Source organism: Tabrizicola sp. (assembly GCF_022842145.1).
Lineage (GTDB): Bacteria > Pseudomonadota > Alphaproteobacteria > Rhodobacterales > Rhodobacteraceae > Tabrizicola.
In genome coordinates, this window is the sequence record NZ_JALHQD010000011.1 from 64,368 (window position 1) to 86,805 (window position 22,438).

The 22,438-nt window shown below is 66.4% G+C and carries 14 protein-coding genes; 5 read left to right on the forward strand and 9 right to left on the reverse strand.

The features are described from left to right. Positions 1-52 precede the first annotated feature (52 nt). The 3 genes from smc to mnmH all read right to left on the reverse strand — a co-directional run bounded on the left by smc (position 53) and on the right by mnmH (position 7,628). On the reverse strand, positions 53-3,508 hold the full coding sequence (gene smc, locus Q0C42_RS20090) for a chromosome segregation protein SMC (RefSeq protein ID WP_295080339.1): 3,456 nt from the start codon (positions 3,506-3,508) through the stop codon (positions 53-55). Positions 3,509-3,682: 174 nt separating this feature from the next. Next, complete coding sequence (locus tag Q0C42_RS20095) at positions 3,683-6,523, reverse strand: error-prone DNA polymerase (protein ID WP_295080342.1); 2,841 nt, start codon at positions 6,521-6,523, stop codon at positions 3,683-3,685. Between the two features lie 55 nt (positions 6,524-6,578). Continuing rightward, on the reverse strand, positions 6,579-7,628 hold the full coding sequence (gene mnmH, locus Q0C42_RS20100; protein ID WP_295080345.1) for a tRNA 2-selenouridine(34) synthase MnmH: 1,050 nt from the start codon (positions 7,626-7,628) through the stop codon (positions 6,579-6,581). Between the two features lie 100 nt (positions 7,629-7,728). Between mnmH and Q0C42_RS20105 the strand changes: the two genes are divergently transcribed. Next, complete coding sequence (locus tag Q0C42_RS20105) at positions 7,729-8,334, forward strand: DUF1287 domain-containing protein (protein WP_295080347.1); 606 nt, start codon at positions 7,729-7,731, stop codon at positions 8,332-8,334. 84 nt (positions 8,335-8,418) lie between these two features. On the opposite strand, the gene Q0C42_RS20110 is transcribed toward Q0C42_RS20105, so the two are convergent. After that, a complete protein-coding gene (locus Q0C42_RS20110; RefSeq protein ID WP_295080350.1) occupies positions 8,419-8,829 on the reverse strand; it encodes a fasciclin domain-containing protein in 411 nt (136 codons plus the stop codon). A 239-nt stretch (positions 8,830-9,068) separates the two neighbouring features. Next, positions 9,069-10,217 carry an acetylornithine deacetylase gene (argE, locus tag Q0C42_RS20115; RefSeq protein ID WP_295080352.1) on the reverse strand — a complete coding sequence of 383 codons (1,149 nt, stop codon included), beginning with the start codon at positions 10,215-10,217 and terminating at the stop codon, positions 9,069-9,071. A 111-nt stretch (positions 10,218-10,328) separates the two neighbouring features. Between argE and Q0C42_RS20120 the strand changes: the two genes are divergently transcribed. Then, positions 10,329-11,009, forward strand: coding sequence for a hypothetical protein (locus Q0C42_RS20120; protein WP_295080355.1), 681 nt, complete (start codon positions 10,329-10,331; stop codon positions 11,007-11,009). Between the two features lie 112 nt (positions 11,010-11,121). Beyond that, on the forward strand, positions 11,122-11,943 hold the full coding sequence (locus Q0C42_RS20125) for a hypothetical protein (protein ID WP_295080357.1): 822 nt from the start codon (positions 11,122-11,124) through the stop codon (positions 11,941-11,943). A 54-nt stretch (positions 11,944-11,997) separates the two neighbouring features. On the opposite strand, the gene ade is transcribed toward Q0C42_RS20125, so the two are convergent. Beyond that, entirely contained in the window at positions 11,998-13,800 is a 1,803-nt protein-coding gene (gene ade, locus Q0C42_RS20130; RefSeq protein ID WP_295080360.1) for an adenine deaminase, read from the reverse strand. Positions 13,801-14,158: 358 nt separating this feature from the next. On the opposite strand from ade, the gene Q0C42_RS20135 reads away from it, so the two are divergent. Together Q0C42_RS20135 and Q0C42_RS20140 are read left to right on the forward strand one after the other, a co-directional pair. Next, positions 14,159-14,992 (forward strand): nitrile hydratase subunit alpha, encoded by an 834-nt coding sequence (locus tag Q0C42_RS20135; RefSeq protein ID WP_295080363.1) that lies wholly within the window; start codon positions 14,159-14,161, stop codon positions 14,990-14,992. A 186-nt stretch (positions 14,993-15,178) separates the two neighbouring features. Continuing rightward, a complete protein-coding gene (locus Q0C42_RS20140; protein ID WP_295080364.1) occupies positions 15,179-19,021 on the forward strand; it encodes a tetratricopeptide repeat protein in 3,843 nt (1,280 codons plus the stop codon). On the opposite strand, the gene Q0C42_RS20145 is transcribed toward Q0C42_RS20140, so the two are convergent. The 3 genes from Q0C42_RS20145 to Q0C42_RS20155 are packed head-to-tail and all read right to left on the reverse strand — an operon-like array spanning position 18,993 to position 22,233. Then, positions 18,993-19,853, reverse strand: a complete 861-nt coding sequence (locus Q0C42_RS20145) for a class I SAM-dependent methyltransferase (protein WP_295080367.1) — start codon at positions 19,851-19,853, stop codon at positions 18,993-18,995. The genes Q0C42_RS20140 and Q0C42_RS20145 overlap by 29 nt on opposite strands. Next, entirely contained in the window at positions 19,853-20,947 is a 1,095-nt protein-coding gene (locus tag Q0C42_RS20150) for a TfuA-like protein (protein ID WP_295080370.1), read from the reverse strand. Before Q0C42_RS20150 ends, Q0C42_RS20145 begins: the two co-directional genes overlap by 1 nt. Then, entirely contained in the window at positions 20,944-22,233 is a 1,290-nt protein-coding gene (locus Q0C42_RS20155) for a YcaO-like family protein (RefSeq protein ID WP_295080372.1), read from the reverse strand. The genes Q0C42_RS20150 and Q0C42_RS20155 overlap by 4 nt, the downstream gene beginning before the upstream one ends. Positions 22,234-22,438: the final 205 nt, after the last annotated feature.

A 22,438-nucleotide genomic window follows, 5' to 3' on the forward strand; every position in this document is an offset into this window, starting at 1 on the left:
CGGGACCAGGGGTAAGGCTGGATGGTTAACCAACCTATACCGTGTCGGCTCCTTAAGCGACCAGCGCCTCGGCCTTCTTCAGGTCGACGGAGACCAGCTGCGAAACCCCCTGTTCCTGCATCGTCACGCCGAACAACCGGTCCATCCGGGCCATCGTCACGGCGTGGTGGGTGATGATCAGGAAGCGCGTTTCGGTGCGGCGGGTCATCTCGTCCAGAAGGTCGCAGAAGCGGGTCACGTTGGCGTCGTCCAGGGGCGCGTCGACCTCGTCCAGCACGCAGATGGGGGCGGGGTTGGCCAGGAAGACGCCGAAGATCAGCGCCAGCGCGGTCAGGGTCTGCTCGCCGCCCGACAGAAGACTGAGCGTTGCCAGTTTTTTCCCCGGCGGCTGGCAAAGGATCTCCAGACCGGCTTCCAGTGGATCGTCGGATTCGACCAGCACCAGACGCGCTTCTCCGCCACCGAAAAGGTGGGTGAAGAGGGTCGAGAAGTTCGCATTCACCTGCTCGAAGGCGGTCAGCAGGCGCTCGCGGCCCTCCTTGTTCAGGCCCGCGATCCCGGCGCGGAGCTTCTTGACCGCTTCTTCCAGGTCCGCCTTCTCCCCCGCCAGCGCGTCATATTCCGCCTCGACGGTCTTGGCGTCCTCTTCAGCCCGCAGGTTCACCGCGCCCAAAGCCTCCCGCTGGCGCTTCAGGCGGCCGACGTCCTGGTCCAGCGTCTCGGCATCGGGCATCTTGTCGGGGTCGGTGCGCAGGCTGGCCAGAAGCTCGTCGGGAGTGCGGTCGTCCTCCTCGGCGATGCGTTCCGCGGCCAGGGCGACACCCTCACGCGCGGCATCCAGCCGGGCCTCGGCCCGTGCGCGGGTTTCGCGAGCCTCACCGGCCTGCCGTTCGGCCTCGCGCTCGGCCATCGATGCGTCACGCAGGGCCCCTTCGGCGTCGGCCAGCGCATCGGCGGCCTTGCGGCGGCGGTCCTCGGCATCGGCGATGGCATCGACCAGCTCGTCGCGCTTGGCGGCGATCTCTTCGGGGGCCAGCATCGCTTCGGCCAGTTCCTCTTGGGTTTCGGCACGGCGTTCGGTCAGCTCTTCCGTCCGCTTCGAAGCCGTCTCCAGCCGGTGCTTCCAGCCTGACAGTTCCTTAACCGCTTCCTGCCGCCGCCGGACGCGGGCCTCGCCCTCGCGCCGCACTTCGTCCTGGGACGAACGCCGGGTCATCATGGTGATCCGCGCCGCCTCGACGGTTATCTTCGCAGCCTCGACCGCCCCCCGCGCGGAATCCAGATCGCCAAGCTCGGCCACCGCCGCCTCGGCCTCTTTCAGCCGGGCGCGGGCCCCCATTGCCTCGTCCTCGAACCGGCTGACCGCCAGCCTTGCGGCTTCCAGCTTGCCCCCGGTGATGGAGCGGTCGGCTTCGGCGCGGGCAAGCGCACGGTTCGCTTCGGCCAGCCGCGCATCCGCCGCGCGCCGCGCATCCCGGGCCCGCTGGTCTGCCGTTGCCAGTTCCGCCAGCCGCGCCTGCAGCGCCTCATGCGCCTGACGGGCACCCTCGGCCCGGGCCGCCACGTCCTCCAGGTCCCGCTTCAGCTGCACCAGGCGGTTCAACTGCTGAAGCCGCAACGCCGCCGCAGAGGGGGCGTCCTCGGCCCCCGCGCGGAACCCGTCCCAGCGCCAGAGATCGCCCTCGATACTGACCAGCCGCTGACCGGGCCGCAGGCCGGATTGCAAGGCGAAGCCCTGTTCGCGGGTGACAAACCCGATCTGCGACAAGCGCCGCGCAAGGACTGCCGGAGCGGTCACATGCGCCGCCAAGGGCTTGGCCCCGGCTGGCAAAGGCTGCGTATCGCCATAGGGCGCCAGCACCGCCCAGCCGGACCGGGCCCCGGCATCGACCTCGGGCGCGCGGAGGTCGTCGGCCAGTGCCGCGCCAATTGCCTTCTCGAAGCCGGACTCCACCTCCAGCCGGTCCAGAAGCTGATGCCCGGCCTGCGATTCCCGTTCCACCAGACGCGCCAGGGCGGCCACTTCGGCCCGCAGGGCATTGGCCTCGCCCTCGGCCGAGGACCGCGCCGCCCGTGCCTCGGCCTCGCGGCCCTGCGTTTCGCCCCGCGCAACTTCGGCCGCTTCCAGCGCTGCTTCGGTCGCCTCGCCCTCGGCCAGCGCGGCTTCCTGCGCTTCTTCGGCGGCCTCGAAGGCCTCTCCGGCGGCTTCCAGCGCACCGGCCGCAGAGGCCACGGCCTCGCGCGCCGTGGCGGCCTGATCCTCGGCCCGATCCAGCACCGACCGGGTATCCGCCAGCATCCGCTGCGTCGACTGGTGCCGGGCGGCAAGGCGTGCGGCATCTTCGGTCACTTCGGACAGCGAGGCCTCGCGTTCCGCCAGCACCGCGCCCGCTTCCCGCGCGGCTTCCACCGCCTCGGCCAGCTTTTCCTCGTGCCCGTCGTGGGCGCGGGCCAGCTGCTCGATCTCCCACTCCAGCCGCTCGATCACCTCACCGGCGTCGCGGTTCAGGCCCGCCTCGCGCTCCATGTCGCGGGTCAGCTGGTCGATCCGGCCGCGCAAGGCGTCGATCTGCGCCAGCGCGCGGGCCTCCTGGTCGCCCAGCGCGTCGCGTTGCAGGACAAGACGCTGCAGGATGGCCGCCGCGATGGCCTCCTCCTCGCGCTTCGGCGGCAGCGCGTCCTCGGCAGTCTCGCGCGCCTTTCCGGCCCCGCGGGACGCCGCCTCGGCCTGACTTTGGGCGATCAGACGTTCGCGCAGCGCAGCTTCCGCCTGCGACCGCGCCTCATCCGCCTCGCGCCAGCGCCGCCACAGAAGCATCCCCTCGGACTTCCGCAGTTCCTCGGAAATCTCGCGATACCGCGCCGCCTGCTTGGCTTGCCGGGTCAGGACCGACAACTGCTGCGCCAGGTTCTCCAGCACGTCATCGACGCGCAGAAGGTTCTGCTCTGTGCCGGCCAGCTTCAGTTCCGCCTCATGCCGCCGCGCGTAAAGCCCGCTGATCCCGGCGGCTTCTTCCAGCACCCGGCGGCGGGCCTTGGGCTTGGCGTTGATCAGTTCCGAAATCTGCCCCTGCCGCACCAAAGCCGGGCTGTGCGAGCCGGTGGAGGCGTCGGCGAACAGCATCTGCACGTCGCGGGCGCGGATGTCCTTGGCGTTGCAACGATAGGCCGAGCCCGCGTCCCGGGTGATGCGGCGGACAATCTCGATCTGGTCGGCGTCGTTGAAGCCCGAGGGGGCCAGCCGGTCCTGGTTGTCCATCACCAGCGCGACCTCGGCAAAGTGCCGGGCCCCCCGCGTCGCGGCCCCGTTGAAGATCACGTCCTCCATCCCGCCACCGCGCATCGCGCTGGGACGGTTCTCGCCCATGACCCAGCGCAGGGCTTCCAGAAGGTTGGACTTGCCGCAGCCATTCGGGCCAACCACGCCGGTCAGCCCCTCGTGGATCACCAGATCCGTGGGGTCGACAAAGCTTTTGAAGCCGTTGAGACGCAGTTTGGTCAGGCGCACGGGGACACTTCCGAGTCGGGTGCGGGATGTTCCCGCCGGGACCGGCAGGAGTCAACCCGGACCCCCCGCATATGGGCGGTCCTTGCCCCGTTATCCCCAAGATGTTGCGGTTCCTTCTGTCCCGCGGATGCGCCGTTGGCGGGGCCTCGATGGCCCCGACGACGGCTCCCCCGTTCAGGCAGCGTCCAGCCAGGGTCGCAGCAGCGCCATCGGATGGGCGCGCAGGGTCAGGCGCATGGCAACGTAATCCTCCACCACCGCCTCGCCCGTGGTCATCTCGCGGAAGCGGACGGCGGGTTCAACGATCCCCTCGCCCTCGATGTCGTTGGCAAACAGAGGGAGCGGGGAGTCCTTGGCCAGCGCCGCCGAAGCCCAAAGCGCATCGCGGCGGCCAAGGCCCAGCGCGGCGAAGACATCGGCCTCGGCCAGTCGGCTTAGCGTCGCGGGGCCGACCCCGGCCCGGCGCCAGACATCCTCGACCGTCAGGTAGCCGTTCCCGCGCGCCCCGGTGATCCAGCGGGCCTCCTCCTCGGCGATGCCCTTGATCTGCCGGAAGCCAAGGCGCAGCGCCAGTTCCGGGGCCTTGCCGGCGCGGTTCAGCCATTCCATCCGGTTGTCCCAATGGCTGGACTGGATGCAGGGCGGCAGGACGGTGACGCCATGTTCCCGTGCGTCGCGGACGATCTGGGCCGGGGCGTAGAAGCCCATCGGCTGGGAATTCAGCAGCGCACAGGCAAAGATGCCGGGATGATGCCGCTTGATCCAGGCCGAGGCATAGACCAGCAGCGCAAAGCTGGCGGCGTGGCTTTCGGGGAAGCCGTAGCTGCCGAACCCTTCGATCTGCGCGAAACAGCGCCGGGCAAAGTCCTCGTCATAGCCCTTGGCCAGCATCCCCCCGATGAACCGGTCGCTGAATTCGCTGACGTTGCCATGCTTCTTGAACGTAGCCAAAGACCGCCGCAGCCGGTCCGCCTCGTCGGGGCTGAACCCCGCGCCGACGATGGCGATCTGCATCGCCTGTTCCTGGAACAGGGGCACCCCCAACGTCTTGCCCAGCACCTTTCCCAGCTCGTCCGAGGGGAAGCTGACCTGCTCCTGCCCATTCCGCCGCCGCAGGAACGGGTGCACCATATCCCCTTGGATCGGCCCCGGCCGGATGATCGCCACCTGGATCACCAGGTCATAAAAGCACTTCGGCTTCATCCGCGGCAGAAAGTTCATCTGCGCCCGGCTTTCCACCTGGAACACGCCAAGGCTATCGGCCCGGCAAAGCATCCGGTAGGTCTCGGCATCCTCGGGCGGAAGGGTGGCAAGCGAGAACCGCTGGTGGTGGTGCTTGTCCAGAAGGTCGAAGGCCTTGCGGATGCAGGACAGCATTCCCAGCGCCAGGATATCCACCTTCAGGATCTTCAGCGTGTCGATGTCGTCCTTGTCCCAGGGGATGACCGTCCGGTCCTCCATCGTGGCGTTTTCCACCGGGCACAACTCATCCAGCCGGCCCTCGGTGATGATGAACCCGCCGACGTGCTGCGACAGATGCCGGGGAAAGCCCTGGATCTCGTCGATCAGCTGCATGGTCTGGGTCAGCCGGTGGTCGGTCGGGTCCAGCCCGATCTCCTTCAGCCGCGTCTCGGTCACCGCCCCAGGCCCGCCCCAGCCCCAGATCTGGCTGGACATGGCGGCCAGCGTATCCTCCGACAGGCCCATCGCCCGCCCCACCTCGCGCACCGCGCGCTTGCCGCGATAGTGGATCACCGTGGCGCACAGCCCCGCCCGGTGGCGGCCGTAGCGTTCGTAGATGTGCTGGATCACCTCTTCCCGCCGCTCATGCTCGAAATCGACGTCGATGTCCGGCGGCTCATTCCGCGCTTCCGAAATGAACCGCTCGAACACCATCGTCCCGATTTCCGGCGACACCGAGGTCACGCCCAGCGCGTAGCACACGACCGAATTCGCCGCCGAGCCCCGCCCCTGACACAGGATGCCGCGCTGGCGGGCGAAGGCCACGATGTCGTGGACGGTCAGGAAATAAGGCTCGTACCGCAGCTTGCCGATCAGCGCCAATTCATGCGCCATCTGCGCCCGCGCCCGGTCCGGGGGGCCTTCGGGATAGCGCCACTCCAGCCCCGCCTCGGCCAGCCGCGCCAATCGCTCAGCCGCGGTTTCGCCCCCCGAAACCTCGGACGGATATTCATACTGCAACTCGTCCAGCGAGAACGCCGCCCGCGCCGCCACCTCCCCCGCGCGCAAAACCGCCGCCTCGTGCCCGGCAAACAACCGCAGCATCTCGGCCTCCGACCGCAAGCGCCCCTCGTTGTTCGGCAAGGCCTTGCGGCCCAGCTTGTCCACCGGCACCCCCAGCCGGATCGCCGTCAGCACATCCGCCAACCGCCGCCGCCGCCCGTGGTGCAAGGACGGAAGCGCCGTCGCCACCACCGGCACGCCCAGCGCCCCCGCCGCCTTCGTCAACCGCTGGAACCGTCCCTGATCCTGCCCGTCATAGCGCGGCGCCATCCCCAGGCTCACCTGCCCCGGAAACCGCGCCGCCAGCCGGACGACATGGGCGCGCCAAAGCCGCGCCTCCATCGCCTCGCCCACCGCCGCCAGAGTCAACCGCTGGTCGGGGGGCAGGACCAGAAGCTCCATCCCGTCGCCCCACTCCAGGAGGTCCGCCAGTTCCAGCCGACACTCCCCCTTCACCACCCGCAACCGGCCCCGGCTCAGAAGCCGCGACAGCCGCCCCCACCCGGCCCGGTCGCGCGGGAGACACGTCACCTGGAACCCGTCCTCCAGCACCACCCGCGCCGCCGGGATCAGCCGCACCTTCGGCCCGCCATCCCGCGCCAGTTCCCGCGATTTGGTATGCGCCCGCACGATCCCGGCGACCGAGTTCACATCGGCCACCGCAATCGCCTCCATCCCCATCTCGGCAGCACGCAGGATCATCTCCTCGGGGTGCGAGGCCCCGGTGAGGAAGGTGAAATTCGTCAGGGCAGACAACTCGACGAAGGGCATTGGCGGCGACTCAGGGCATGAACAAAGGCAGAACATACTGCCACGTTCCGCCCGGTCAAACCAGCCGCTTCACCGCTTCGGCCACTTGGGCGGCGATCTCCGGCAAAGCCTCGGGCCGCAGGTCAGGGGCTGCAACTTCGGTCAGCGGCACTGCCATCCGGTCACGGTGCTTGCCGTAACGCGGGTCGTAATGGCGTTCCATCAGCCCGTCGGCCAGGGTGGCAAACTGCCCCGAGGCTGCCAGAGCCAACCACGCGTCGATCACCTCCGCCGGATGCGAGGGGCGCAACAAACCCACCGTTGCCGCCAACCGCCCCGCGTCACAGGTGAGGTCGGCATAGGCCCGCGCCAGATACTCCGCCCGCACCAGACGGGGTGCGGCAATCGCCACGCGCGGGGCGGCGACCATTGCCTTCCAGATTTCCGGAGGCAGGCGGCAGTTGCCGATCTTGGAGCTTTCCGCTTCGACCACCACGGGCCGCGAGGGGTCCAGTCCGGCCAAGGCCAGAGCCAAAGCCCCTTCGAAGGCCTTCTGCGACGGCTGCGGACCGATTGATCCGAACAGCGAACCCCGATGCCGCGCAAGGCCCTCAAGGTCGATCACCTGCAGCCCGAAACCGGGCAGCAGGTTCAGGACGTCGGTCTTGGCCGACCCGGTATTGCCGTCCAGCACCACGACCGGCGCCCTCACGGGAGTGTCATAAACCTCGTGCACCACGAGGCCGCGCCAGGTCTTGTAGCCGCCGACCAAAGTCTCCACCCGCCAGCCGATCTGGCCAAGGATCGTCGCGAACGACCCCGAACGTTGCCCGCCCCGCCAGCAATACACCAGCGGCCGCCAGCCCCCCGGCTTGTCGGCCAAGGGTCCCAGCAGATGAATGGAGGCGTTCTTCGCGACCAGGGCTGCACCGATCTTGCGGGCGGAAAAGGGGGAAACCTGTTTGTAGATCGTGCCGACTTGCGCCCGCTCCTCGTCGTCCAGAACGGGCAGCGACATCGCGCCCGGCAGGTGATCCTCGGCAAATTCGGCCGGTGCGCGCACGTCGATGATGTCATCGAAACCATGCGTCGCCAAATCGGCCAGGGAGGTGAGGGTGATTGCCATCACGGAACTCTTACCGGCCCCGGCGGAAAGGTGCCAGCCCATCCCGATCACGGGAAATCCGGACTACCCACGGACGCGTGAACAGGGCATGATTCGTCCCATGCGTTCCTTGGCCCTTATCCTGTCCATTGCGCTTGCCGCCCCGGCCTTTGCGGGGTCGGAACCTTCGCGCCTGACCGCCGCCGCGCGGGACCAAGTGGGCGTGACCGTGACCTATGACCCGGCCTATGTCGCGCTGGAGTTTCCGGGCGGCGACCTGCCCCGCGACCGGGGCGTTTGCACCGACGTGGTGATCCGCGCCCTGCGGGACGGTTGGGGGGTTGACCTGCAGCTTGCGGTGAACCGGGACATGAAGACGGACTTCGCGGCCTATCCCGCACTCTGGGGCCTGACCCATCCCGACCGCAACATCGACCACCGCCGGGTACCAAACCTGCAAACGCTCTTCGCCCGCATCGGGGCCGAGGTGCCGCTGGAGGAGGGGCCTGCCCCCTACCTGCCCGGCGACATCATCAGCTGGAAACTGCCCGGCAACCTGGACCACATCGGCATCGTCTCGGACCGTCGGACGGATGCGGGCGTGCCGCTGATCCTGCACAACATCGGCGCGGGGGCGAAGGAAGAGGATATCCTCTTCGCCTACCCGATGACCGGCCACTACCGCATCGGCAAGGCCGAGGCTGATCGGCTGAAGGCGCTGCAGTAGGTCGGGCTTCAGACCGACTCTCCCTCATGGCATGAAAAAGGGGGCCACCGGCCCCCAGCACTCGCAACTCCGCCGACCCTTGGGTCAGGCGGGCATCATCACGGTGTCGATCACGTGGATCACCCCGTTCGATGCATCCACGTCAGCCGAGCTGACCTTGGCTGCGCCAACATGTACGGCACCGTCCTTGCCGGTGATGGTGACTTTCTCGCCGCCAAGGGTGGCCACGTCAGCGGTCTTGTCGGTGAAGTCCGCCGCCATGTGCTTGCCCGAGACGACATGCAGTTTCAGGATCGCAACCAGCTTGTCCTTGTTGGCCGGCAGGACAAGGTCCTCGACGGTGCCAGCAGGCAGCTTGGCGAAGGCGTCATTCGACGGGGCGAAGACGGTGAAGGGGCCGGTGCCGCCCAAAGCAGAGGTCAGGTCGGCCGCAGTCAGGGCGGTAACAAGCGTCGAGAAAGCCGGGTTACCGGCAGCCGTTTCAACAATGTTCATGAAAGTCCTTTGTGCGGACGGATAGCCCGCTTCCATACATATGGGGCGGTGCCGACGGATTGACAGGTGCGGGGCGGCCTTATCTGCTGCATCGCAGAAAACGCGGCGCTTTCACGCCCGAACGAAAGCGCGTGCGGGGCCAATTACCGGAAAGATCACGGTTGATAAAGGCCTAACGTCCGCATCCAACCCATTGATTTCAATCGTCGTTCAACTCACGCCACGCGTGGGCACCCCAGTCAGATGCCCGCCTCCAGCCGGCCCACCAGCGCCGCCAGCATCGCCCGGCACCGCTCGACCTGCTCGACCGAGACGAATTCGTCCGGTTTGTGACCCTGGGCCATCGACCCCGGCCCGCAGATCACCGTCGGAATGCCCAGACGGGCATCGAAGAGCCCCCCTTCCGTCCCAAAGGCCACCTTGATCGTCCCATTCGCCCCCGTCAGCCCCTTGACGAACCGCACCACCTCGGCGTCCGCAGGGGTACCGAGGCCGGGATAGTCCCACAGCCTCTCCACCCGGATCGCCGCCTCGGGAAACTCCCCCCGAAACGGCGCGATGATCGCCTCCGCCTCGACCTCCAGCCGCCGGATCAGGCCTGCCACATCCTCGCCCGCCAGTGACCGGATCTCGAAATCCAGGGTGGCATGGTTCGGCACGATGTTGACCTGCACGCCCCCCTGCATCTTTCCCACGTGCAGCGTCGTGTAGGGCACGTCGTAGTCCGCATCCTGCAACCCCGTCGCCGCAACCTCGGCCTGCAATCGCCGCGCCGCCGTCAGGAAATCCCCCGCCAGATGCAGGGCGTTCAGCGCCAGCGGGGCCAGGGCGGAGTGCCCTTCCCGTCCGATGCAGGTTGCCCGCAGCGCCACCTTGCCCTTGTGACCCGTGGCGACCTGCATCCCCGTCGGCTCGCCCACGATGCAGAAGCGGGCCTTCACCGGGGCCTTTTCCAGCATGTCGATCAGCGACCGCACGCCCATGCAGCCGATCTCCTCGTCATAGGACAGCGCCAGGTGCAGCGGCACCTTCAACGGACGGCCTGCCGCCAGCAGCATCGCCTCGATAGCGCAGGCGACGAAGCCCTTCATGTCCGCGGCCCCGCGCCCATAGTAGCGGCCGTCCGCTTCGGTCAGCGCGAAGGGAGGCTTGGTCCAGACCTGCCCCTCGACCGGCACCACGTCGGTATGGCCGGACAGCATGACGCCCCCGCCAGCCTCTGGCCCGGTCGAGGCAAAGAGGTTCGCCTTGCCTCCCGCGGGGTCCGGCACCAGCGTGACGCGCAACCCCGCGCCCTGAAGCAGGCTGCGGACATAGTCCATCAACGCCATGTTGGGCTTGGAGCTGACGGTGTCGAAGGCCAGAAGCCGGTCCAGGATATCGCGCATGGGTCACCTCTCTGGCTTCTGCTAACGCGAAACCGGTGGGGCGGAAAGCTTTCCGGTCTTGTCCCTGGCCCGCAGCTTTGCCAGACTCGCGGTCAATCACAAGAAAGCCCGATGCGCCTCCCCTTCCTTTTCACAGTCATTATCCTTGTCCTCAGCCTCTTCGCGCGGGCTGAGGCCCCGAACCTTGCGCCGGACCCAAAGGGTGTGCCGGGTGCGGCGGCACGGCTGGTCCTGGCCCAGCAGACTTATGAAAGCGCGCTGCGGACCGGCGATCCGGTGGTGCTTATCACTGCCATCCGCCTGGCCCGCGACGTGACCCTGCGCCCGCCGGCAGCCTGGACCCGAACGACGGAAGGTCCGCCCGTCCCGGACCAACCCGACGGGCGATCCGGCGCGCCGAATCCGGCGGGACCGGAGGCCATCGCCATCGCGCAGGGTCTGGCGGGGGACGATCCCGATCTGCAGGACCTGGTCTATGATCTGGACGCCCAGTTGCCGCACGGTCGCCGCGCGACCGCGATCGATGCCGCAGCGACGCTGGACGGCGGGCAGGCCGACGACTGGCGGCTGGTGCTGGCGGGGCAGACGGAAGCCGAACTGGGCCTGATCGGCGACGGTGACAGCGCGCTGAGCCTGACCGTTGCCGATGACAGCGGAAACGTGGTTTGCGCGGTCCCGGCAGGCGTCGCATCGGCATTGTGCCGCTTCACCCCGGCCCGCAACGGCTTTTTCACCGTGAGGGTGAAGAACAGCGGCACCATCCGGAACAGCTATCGGCTGGTCGGGAACTGATGCAGATGACGGAATTTGTCATGGATACCTGCCTTCTCAAGCAGGGGGACGCCTGCCAGTATCTCTGCATTCCGTCCCCTGGCAGGACGGCCAACGTATAAAGGCCGACATGATGCTTAAAGGAATTTCACTTGCCCTTGCCACCACGGCGCTGGTCGCCGTAGCCCTGCCCTCTGTTGCCCAAGACAAGTCCGGCCCCAATGTCGGTGCCGCAGCCGCGGGTGCGACCCCGGGAGGCGCTTCGACGTTGGGGCTGGCACAAGAGCTTTATGCCGTGGGTATGGCCCAGGGCGATGCGGTCACGGTGCTCGCCGCAGCAAAGCTTGCCGCGTCGGTCGAGGTGACGTCGGCCGAGGCGGCAGCATTGGACCCCGTAATCATCGAGGTCGGTCCCGACCAGACCACCTTCGCCAAGCGGAAGGCGGCGCCCGCACCGGTCCCAGCCGCTCCGGCACCGATGATGAACGAAGGCGAACCCCGCCCGGCCGCAAAGGCCACCTTCTTCACCGCCGCGAACGAAGACGAAGGCGCAGCCGACAGTCCGGTGACCGCCGAGGCGATGTTCGCCAGGGCCCGCGAATTGGCGGCCGATGACGAGGCGCTGCTGGGCCTGGTCGACGACGCGCTGGCCGAAGGCTCGCGCGGGCGGATCGGTGGCGCAGTCGAGTGGGTGTCGCGGTTGCCATCGGGCCAGACCGACGTCTGGGAGATCCCCTATTACGGCAACTCCTACGCCGAGATTGCGGTGGTCGGCGACGGGGACGCAAACTTGGATGTGGCCGTGACGGACGAAAACGGCAACGTCATCTGCTACGATGTCAGTTGGTCCGACAAGCTGTACTGCGACTGGACCCCGGCCTGGGACGGCTACTTCTACGTCACCGTGCAGAATCTGGGCGGGTCGCGGAACAGCTACTATCTGCTGACCAACTGACAGCCCGAAAAAGATGGGCCGGAGGCTAAGGCTACCGGCCCCCGAGCATGTGCGTCAGTGTCCTGGAACGAACAGATCCGTCACCGCGAATTGGGTGACGTCGATGAGCCCCTTGTCCGAGATACGCAGTTCGGGGATCACCACCAGCGCCAGCAAGGAATGCTGCATGTAGGCGTTGTTCAAGGTGCAGCCGCAGTCGGCCATCGCGGCGACCAGGGCCTGCGCCTTGTCGGCCACCTCCCGCGCGGGGCGGTCGGACATCAGGCCGGCAATGGGCATCGGGACCAATGCCAGTTCTTCCCCGTCGCGCCAAAGGGTCGCGCCGCCGCCGATCTGTGCCAGACGGTTCGCGGCCAGCGCCATCTGGTCGCGGTCGGTGCCGACGATGATCATGTGGTGGCTGTCATGGGCCACCGTCGAGGCAAGCGCCATCCGCCCCGTGTAGCCGAAGCCCGAGACGAAGGCATTGACCACCTGTCCGGTCGCCTGATGCCGCTCGACCAGGGCGATCTGGGCCACGTCATCCTGCGCTTCGACCCTGCCGCCTGTCACCGCGAGATCGGCGGTCAGGGCGCGGGTCGGGGCCTGGTTCTCGACCACGCCGATCACCCGCGCCGTAACGCGGGCCGCCCCGGACGGAGCCGCAATCGCGAAGTCGTCCGCCGTCTTCGCCCGGCCCAGGCGCACTGTTGCCCGCACCTCCTTTGGCCAGTCGTAGTGCGGACAAGTCGCGGTCAGGCGCCCGCCTTCTGCCACCTGGATGCCGCGCGCAAAGACCGCCTCGATCGGCAGGTCGCGCAGATCCGAGGTCAGGATCACATCCGCGCGGCGCCCGGGGGCGATGGAGCCCAACTCGCGCTCCAGCCCGAAATGGGTGGCGGTGTTGATCGTCGCCATCTGCAGCGCGATCAGCGGATCGCAGCCGCAGGCGATCGCATGGCGGACGGCGCGGTTCATGTGGCCGTCATGCACCAGGGTGCCGGAATGGCAATCATCGGTGCACAGAATGAAGTTGCGCGGATCAAGGCCCTTTTCCGTGATCGCGGTGATCTGGCTTTCGATGTCGTACCAGGCCGAACCCAGCCGCAGCATCGACCGCATCCCCTGCCGGACGCGGTCGATTGCATCGGACTCTCGCGTGCCCTCGTGGTCATCCGACGGACCGCCCGCCACATAGGCATGGAAGGCAATGCCCCGGTCTGGGCTGGCGTAATGGCCGCCGACTGTCTTGCCCGCGCGCATCGTGGCCGCGATTTCCTCCAGCATCTGCTGGCTGCCGTTGATCACGCCGGGGTAGTTCATCATTTCGCCCAGACCGATGATGCCGGGCCAGCGCATCGCCTCGGCCACATCGTCGGGACCGATCTCGTAGCCCGTCGTCTCCAGCCCCGGGGCCGAGGGCGCGCAGGAGGGCATCTGAGTGAAGATGTTGATCGGCTGCAAAAGCGCCTCGTCATGCATCATCCGCACACCGAGGAGACCCAGCACATTCGCGATTTCATGCGGATCATGGAAGATCGTCGTGGTGCCGTGCGGGATCACCGCCGCCGCGAACTCGGCCGGGGTCAGCATGCCGGATTCGATATGCATGTGCCCGTCGCAAAGGCCGGGGATCAGGAACTGACCGGTGGCATCGACGATCCTGGTCCGTGGTCCGATGCAGTGCGACGCATCCGGCCCGACATAGGCGAACCGCCCCTCGGCCACCGCGACCTGCCAGCCGGGCAAGAGTTCGCGGCTTTGGACGTTCACAAGCGTGCCGCCCCGGATGACCAGATCGGCCGCGGCCCGACCGGCTGCGACGGCGACAAGGCGGGCGGCACAATCGGCCCAGGAAAGGATGGGAGCACTGTTCATTGCCGCAGTTGACCCTGCCAATAGGCCGTATTCAAGCAACAACTGTATCCGGGCAGTCTGGTCCGGGAAGTCGGACATGGCGCAAAGCGGCTAGCGGCCGGGAGAATTTTCGCGCGCCAAAGGATCGCGAGACTCAAAGAGCCAAAGCTGGCGCGCAACTGCCCAGTAAGTGAGCGCAAAGCGGTCGACAAACAGCGCGCAATGCGAAATCCCGGCCCAGGGAACACGCAGCAGGTCGGAAAGCACCCGTTAACCCTTTGTTTACCACTTTATGCAGGGTTGCCTGAATTTACCGGCGCGGTATGGTCGTCCGCGGGCTTGGCCTGCAGAAGGCATTCTCGTTCAGGGCGATTGATCAATGGTACAAAGCGGTTCCGAAGGCGACATCCTGCACCCGCTTGAGGTGGCAGAATGGCACCTTTGGGTTCTGCGCATCTCGAAGATCATTGCCCGGGCCTGGACCGACGAAACCTTCAAGCAGGAACTTCTCGCTGATCCCGCGGCCGCATTGCGGGCCGTGGGGCTTGCCGTGCCGACCGGTGCGGAAGTCGTCGTCGAGGAGGGTGGGACAAGCTGGTCGATGAGCGGCTCGTCCTTGACGCGGATGGACCGCCTGACCCTGCCGCTGCCGCCAAAGCCCACGGCCGATGCCTTGCTGACTGCCTGGGCGGCGGGGGAGACCGGCCATCCGCCCATCCTGTCCGATCAGGGCACGGTAGCCTTCTCCGGGCTGCCCGCACATGCGGACGGCGCCGCGCCGTGGCGGGCTGCCGATGGTCGACGCGTCTTCGGAGACGCCGGTCTTCCAGCGGACGCAGCCGCGCGACGGGTCGGGGCCGCGCGTCGCATTGTCGACGACAGCGACTTTTCAAGTGCGGAGTCCGTGGCACGTCGCACGGCCGAAGCGCGGCGGATCATCGATGACGAAGATCCGATGGCCCTGGACGCCGAGGCCCGTCGCACGACCGAAGCGCGCCGGATTGTGGATGAGAACGGCCCGGAAGCCGCTGATGCCGCTGGACGCCGGACGTCCGACGCCCGGCGGGTCGGAGATGACGAGGGTCCGACGGCTGCCGATGCAGCGGGCCGTCGCGTGGCGGGTGGGCGCAGGGCCACCGAAGACGGCGATGGACCACGTCCGCCGAAGCGGCCGGTAAAGCCCGGCCAGAAGCCCGCAAAGCGCAAGAAGTGACGGGCCGACGCGCAGACACCGAATGAGGAACTGAGCGTCTGGCCCCGGACCGTTCGGAACTATGGAGGGTGTTTGACCGTCAAGCCTGACCTGCAATCGCTGAACCGCCACCGTGAGCAGGCCGTTGCACGCCCGCTCTGCCCAGAATTCATTTTGAATCACCATCGGGCGGGGCGGACTGACGGCGTGATTGACGCCTGCGCGATCGACATCGACATTTCCGGCTTTTCGCGTGTGACCGACGCCTTAAGCCTGCGCGGTCCCGAGGGCGCGGAGCTTCTGGCAGATATCATCCGCGCCATATTCGAGCCGCTTACCTCCTGCGTGCATGAATATGGGGGCTTTGTTGCAAGCTATGTGGGCGACGGATTTCTGGCCCTGTTCCCGCAGGGGCCGGGCCTGGATGATGCAGTGCGGCGCGGTCTGGCGGCCGGATGGGAAATGCGCCAGACGATCCGGTCGCGCCACAAGTTCCGCACTCCGTTCGGCACGTTCGACATCAAGGCCCGTATCGGCATCGCAGAGGGGCAGGTGCGCTGGCGCATCTTCGGTGATCCTCGTCGCCGCCGTCACGTCTACTACTTCGACGGGACCCCGATCGTGGAGGTTGCGAAAGTTCGCCAGCTTGCCGGTCTGGGAGATCTGTTTGCGACCCTGAGCGCCGCTGCCAAATTCGCCGACGCCGCCACGACGACGGCCACCGGGGACGCAGCCGCGCGCAACGTCGAGAATGTGGATAACCTGCCGCTTCCCTCGATGCTTGAACCCGCGCGCGTCACGGTCGATCCCCTGGTCCTGGATTTCGTCCCGGAGAGTATCGCCACGGCCAGCGGCACCGGGGAATTCCGCCAGACAACGAACCTGTTTCTGAAACTGGAGTTTCCCCAGCGCGATCTTGACCGGTTCGTCCAGGCGATATTCGAGGCGCAGGACCGTTTCGGTGGCTGCGTGAACGGGCTGACGGACGGCGACAAGGGTTGTACGGCGATGATCTTCTGGGGCGCACCGATTGCCACCGAAGACGACATCGGGCGCGCGCTGGAGTTTTGCAGTCATGTCATGGCCCGGCTCGATCTGACGATCAGCGCCGGATTGACCTGCGGGCTCGCGCATGCGGGCTTTTCGGGATCGACGCGCCAGGCGGTCTATACCTGCTCAAGCCGCCATGTGAACCTTGCGGCCCGGTTCATGTCGGCGGCACGGCCCGGCACGCTTTATCTGGACAAGGCTGCACGCGATCACGCGCTGGAGCGTTTCGAGACTGAGTTCGTAGGCAATCTGGAACTGAAGGGATTTTCCGAGCCCCAGCCGGTCTATGCCCTGGGCAAACGCAAAGACAGCCAGTCCAGGCTTGCCACGTCGGGCGGGATCGTCGAACGCGAGCAGGAGATTTCCGAACTGCTTGGTGCGGTGGATCATGTCTTTCAGACGGGCAGAGCCGGGGCCGCGGCCGTCGTCGGAAGTGCCGGTTCGGGCAAGACCGCAGTGCTGACTGCGCTGGAAGAGCATATCCTTGCGGCGGGGACAAAAGGCCATGCGCCAGCGGCCGAGATCATCCAGTTGACCGCCGAGACAGGTCTGGGACGACCGTTCGGCCCGTTCCGCAAAGTGCTGGAGGATTTGCTGGGCCTGGTTGGCGTAGCGGCAGGCAATGAACGGCGCACCGTGTTCGATGCTGCGTTCGACCGCCTGCAGACAGGCACGGACAGCGCCGTTCTGAAGGAAGAGCTTGGTTTTGTGCGTTCGTTCCTTGCCGCTCTTCTGGATGTGAACCTGGCCGGTTCGACCTTTTCACAGGTCCCGGAACTGCGGACCAGCAACACCGCGCAGGCGATGATCGTGGCGCTGCAGGCCCTTGCAGGTTCGCGGAGGCTGATCGTCATCGCCGACGATCTACATGCGTTCGATGCGGAATCGCGGGAAAGCCTCCATCTGATGACGGATCAGAGCGCAGTGCCGGTCGCGGTGATTGCCAGCAGCAGGCTTGACGACAGCGGCGAAATCCCCGGGCTTCCCTTTGCGCCGGAACGATTGCTGACCCTGGTTTCCCTGCGCGCGCTGGGACCGGATGCCGTTCGCGCGGTTGCGGAAACGGCCCTTGGCGCGCCGGTCTCCACCCGCCTGGTGGATTACCTTTTGGAGAAGACTGCGGGAAACCCGCTTTACCTGGAACAGCTTATACTGACGCTGAACACTTCAGGCGGTTTTGTACGTCTTGGGACAGGTCAGACCGCGCGCGTCGAGCTGGCCCCCGATGCCTCGGCCCATATTCCGCAGGGTCTGAGCGGGGTCCTCGTGGCCCGCATTGACCGCCTGCCGGCGCGGCTGAAGTCGGTCATCCAGGTTGCCGCCGTGCTGGGCTACGAGTTCGAGGTTCCGTTGCTGGCGGCGATGCTCGGCGACGACGGCATGGTGGCGGCCGCGCTTGAGGCCGGTCAGGCCCAGCAGATCTGGGAGGAGCAGTCCCCGGGACGCTTCCGCTTTCGACATGCGATGCTGCGCGATTCCGTCTATGACATGCAGCTTGTCGTCGTGCGGCGAAATCTGCACCGGCAGGCGGCGCAGGCCCTGGAACAGCTGGCGGGCAAGCCCGACCTTTTGCGGCTGGGTGCGCTGGCCTACCACTTCGAGCACGCCGAAATGCCCGAGATGGCGCGGCGCTACCTGCTCATGGCGGGCGACATGGCGCATGACAGCTATGATGTGCCTAACGCAGTGCGCTACTACCGGATGTTGCTGAAATCCGAGATCGAAACGAGCTTGCAGGTCCGCCTGTCCGCACGGCTTGGGGCCTTGCTGGTTCTGACCGGCGACTGGGAAGAGGCGCTTGCGACGCTGGACAGCGGGCTTTCGGCGATCCTCGGTGCCGACGATCCCGCGCAGGAGATCGAGATCCTGATTGCCATGGGCGATGTGCTGCGCCAGTCGGGTGATTTCGCCCGGGCCCGCGAGCGACTGGAACTTGCCCGCGCCATCGCCCGCCGATCAGGCAATGAACTGATGCTGTGCAAGGCGCTTGGCATCCTGGCCGGGACGTACAAGTACAGCGGCGACTATGCCCGCGCGCTGGTGATCTATCAGGAGGCGCTGGTCGTGGCCGAGCGCGAGCAGGAAGACAACATCGTCGGGGTGTCGCTGGCTGGCATCGCCTCGATTCACGGGTTGCTTGGCGCCTACGAGAAGGCCATCGAATACAACAGACGGGCCATCCCCATCCTGGAGCGGATCGGCAACCGGAATGAGCTGGTCTATCCGATCGCAAATCTTGGCATCGACCTCTTCACCATCGGCAAGCACGAAGAGGCGCTGGAGATCTTCGAACGGGCCTTGCTTGAATCCAGCGCAATCGGAGATCGGGCAGGGATCTGGTTCACCTATCATTTCATTGGGCGCCTGCACCATGAAACCGGCGCGTTTCACCGCGCAATTCAGGCTTATGAACGGGCAATGATGGAACGTCGCGCCTTGGGGGGCGACAGCATACCGTTCAACACCCTGCCGCATCTGGCATCGGCGAAAGCGGCATTGGGTCAGGACGCCGCCGCCATTGCCGCACTTTCAGCCCATCTTGATGTGCTCGAAGGAGGCGAACCGGATCACGAGCACGGATTGACCTATCTGGAGGTTGCGGGGCTTCTGGGCCGTCGCAGCAGCCTGTCTGCGGACCTGCAAACCGCGCTTGACGCTCTGGCCGCCCGGGGTTTTGGCGACGACCCGCTGGCATGGCTGCAGGCGGCGGAAAAAAGCGCCCGCACCGGTGAATCAATGGGGATGAACAGCCGCGTCAGAATTCTGGTCGCCTGCGCAGCGCACTGGTTTGCACAAGGCGGGATATCGGCCCAGGTAGTTGGCTGCCTTGCCGCCGCAGAACGTCTTGCGACCGCCTTCGCCATGGCCCGAGAGGCCGGGTTCGTGCGCGACCGCGCCCGGGAAATGGGGATCAGCGCAGAGGCGCTTGGCCGCGCCGAGCCGCTCTATCAGCCCTTTGCGCCCCACGGCGTCAGGCAGGCGGTTTTACAAACACCATAAGCTGCATCGCCAGGGGAATGACGACCTGGTCTTCACCGTGGCTTTCGAAAAGGCGCTGGACTGCGTGCCGCACCTTCTGCCTGCCGACCTCCCGCAACCTGCGCATCAGGTATTCGCCTTCGAGGAACGTGAGGTATTCGCTGACCGACATCCGCATCAAAAGCTCAAAGGACTGGGGCGCGCGATGCGGGATCATGCCGGTCTGCACATGAACCAGATGGGCCAATACGGCGGGGTCCGAGATATCATGATCGCTGGCGAGACCCTTCAGAAGCTGCGGTTGTTCTGCGGCCACGGCTTCCCGCAGGATCTGAATGTAAATCTTGTCGATCGAGCCTTCCTTGGGCGGCCCGTCCACGACAACCGCCATCCGACCGCCGGTCCGCAAGACGCGCCCGACCTCCTTCAGGGTCGCGTCGACCGGAATCATGACCGCAAGTCCCATGTGGTTCAGCACGCAGTCGATGCTGCCGTCCTCCAACGGCAAGTCCTGCGATTGCGCCAGAAACAGCCGCACCGGTGCCGGATTCAGGCGCTGTCTGGTCCTTTCGATCTGCTCGGCAACAAAATCGACGCCAATCAGGTTTTGAGGTGGCAGGCCGCGTTGCAACAGGACCTCGGACAGGCGACCCGAGCCGCAACCCAGATCAAGCACCACCGGCGCCGCCCCGTTCTGCGCCAGCGCTTCCGCCTCGGCTGCCAGCAAGGCATAGCTGCTAGGACCCAGTGTGGTTTCGACGTCCGGGAAAGAGCCGTCGAAGGTTGTGTGAAAGCGCTGCACGAAATCCGCGTCAAACCTGTGGTCTTCTGGCCCGTGCGGATGTTCGGCCATCAGGCGCTCACCTTTACCGGTGAAAACCGGTGCAACCGTTCGAGAAAGCGGTCCGGGTCCGCGAAACCAACGGCTGCGGCCAGTTCCGCCAGTCTGCGCGCAGGGTCCAGTCCTGCCCGCTGACAATAGCGCGTCACGACCGCACTGTCGGGACCTTCGCAGGGGCGCAGGCCGTCGCTTTGGTCGCAGGCAACCGCTTCCTGCAGCACGGTCTCGTAGATCCCTTCGTCCCGCAAGGCCGCGATGACCCGGGGTAACGGAGCGCGGGCGCGGGCACGGGCAAGCGACACCGAGCCCTCGGCCAGACGGTAGCCTTCCAGCAGATAGAAATCGATCAGCGCACCGGTGGTGATCCGACCGTCACCAACTCGGGCAAGGCAGGTGTCGCGGTCGGCAAGGCGTTCGAACTTCGTGGTCCTGTTGAAGCGGAAATCCGGTCGCCCGACGCGCTGCCAGGCATTGCCGGCCAGCAGGTCCAGCATCTCCAAAGCGTCAAGGCGCTTCTGATCGACCCGCTGGGCGACGGACAAAGCGTCGACCTCCGCCCGCGGCAGGCCCAGTCGGGCGGCATCCGCCACCAGACGCTGATGGCTGCGCTGCCAATAGGGCGTGGCGGCGCAGACACTCAGCAGCGCTTGGGCGCTTTCCAGCGACAGGGTTCCCGCCCGCACCGCAAGATCCAGCGTCGCGCGGATATTGACCATCGCCTCGCTCAGGGGACGGTGGCCGATGGCATGCGGGGCGTGGATCACCGCGACTTCATCGTCGGCTTCAAGGAAGCCGCTGCGGTACCACTGGTAAATGCGCCCGACGCCGACCATGCCGAACGCATCCAGTTCCGCCGCCCGCAAGGCGCCCATGCTGGCCGCACCGAAAACGGGGATGCCACAATCCAGCGCGTGCAGGATCTCCTTGTGCCAGACGGCCGGCACAAGCTGGAAATAGCCGTCGATGATCCCGATGGCGTCCGGCTTTTCGGCGACGAGCGACAGGATATCACCCTGGGAAACCGGCGGCAGGTAGCGCGCCGCCAGCCGGTCCTGCGCCTCGGCCCGGTCCAGCGTCGGACCCAGGAAGACGACGACGCCGCTCATGCCACCGCACCTCTGCGCCGGGCACCGACACGGACCGGTGTCGTCCAGCTTGCGAGAAATCCGTCGATCCGAGCACCCGGCGCTGCCTTGTTGTCGATGCCGGGTTCGACGAGGCCGGGCACGACAACCTTCACGACAGGGATGCCGATGTCCGCGATGCTGAGATCGACCACCACCACCTGACCGAAACCGTGCCGGACCAGCAGGTCCAGGATCCCACCAAGATCGACCGCGACATCATCGCTGGCCCAGCCACCGACGTCGCGAAAGTCGGTTGCCACGGTGCCACGTTCCAGCCAGGCCAACCAGCCGCGCCGGTTTCGGACAGTCTGGATGCTGGCGTAGTCATCGCGAAACAGATCGTCGCGCGCGCCAGAGATGTAGGTCAATCGCGATTGCACCGCCTCGGTTATCGCGCGCGAGAGGGCCACGCCTGGGTCGGGATGACAGCCATAGCCCTGAAAGGTGCCGATGGGCGCCCCGAGGATCCGGCTTCCGGGTCGATCGGAAATCGAGCACCCAAAGGACGGCACGCCCAGATCGCTGTATTGCGCCCAGACGTGCAGGTCGATCTCTGCCGCCTCGATCCGGTCCATCAGCCAAAGGCACAACGGGTCATCGATCGTCGTCAGGTCGATCAGCGCCGGCTCGTACCCGACCCTTGCCGAAAGAGCCTGATGCAGGCAAGTCGCATCGCGCTCGATCACTTCGCAGACAGCGTGGAGGATGGCCTCCTCGCGGGTGTTGCCGGCGCCAAGCCCGTTGGAACTGGTCAGAAACACTCCGTCACTGGGGGCGTCCAGACGCAGGTCGCAAGCGACAACGTCGCGCGGCACCCTGACGGGGCCACCAGCAATCAGGTCAAGGCCGCGCACCCAGTGAAGCGGTCGATGCACAAGGTTGCTCTGCTGTCCCGACAACAGCGAAAGACGGCCGGGATCCACCCCATGTGCAGCCCCCAGCCTTGCGTAGCTTGCTTTCTCGACATCCCGGAAACTGCGTTCGGCGTGGAAAAGCTCAATCGCTTCCATCGCAGCGGAAACGCGCGCGTGGGCCAGCGTCACTCCTTTGCCTTGGGATACCGAAAGCGAGCGTGCATTCGGACGGATTGCATTGCAGACCGGAATACCGATGCCATCCAGTCCGGTCACATCAGCGATCCGCGTTATTCCCACATCAGGAAGGATCGGGGCGATCCGCGCCCAGGTCTCGGTGGGATCGGCTGTCCGGTGCGTTCCGGAAAAGAAACGCTTTTTCGTGGCACTGGCTGCACGGGTTACATCCATGAAGGAACACTGGCGCATTATCCCCGCATTGGGAAGTCGCAGAGTGTTTCGGGTGGCCTTAGCCGCAAATGGACCTCCAATGAAGACGCAGTTGAAGGCGGACGGGACTTAAGGAAGTAGGGCGCGGAATTTAGCGCAAAGCGGCACGGTTGCCAAATTGAACTCCAGGCACAATCCGGTCAACGGTCGCGAGCACGGTGCGCCA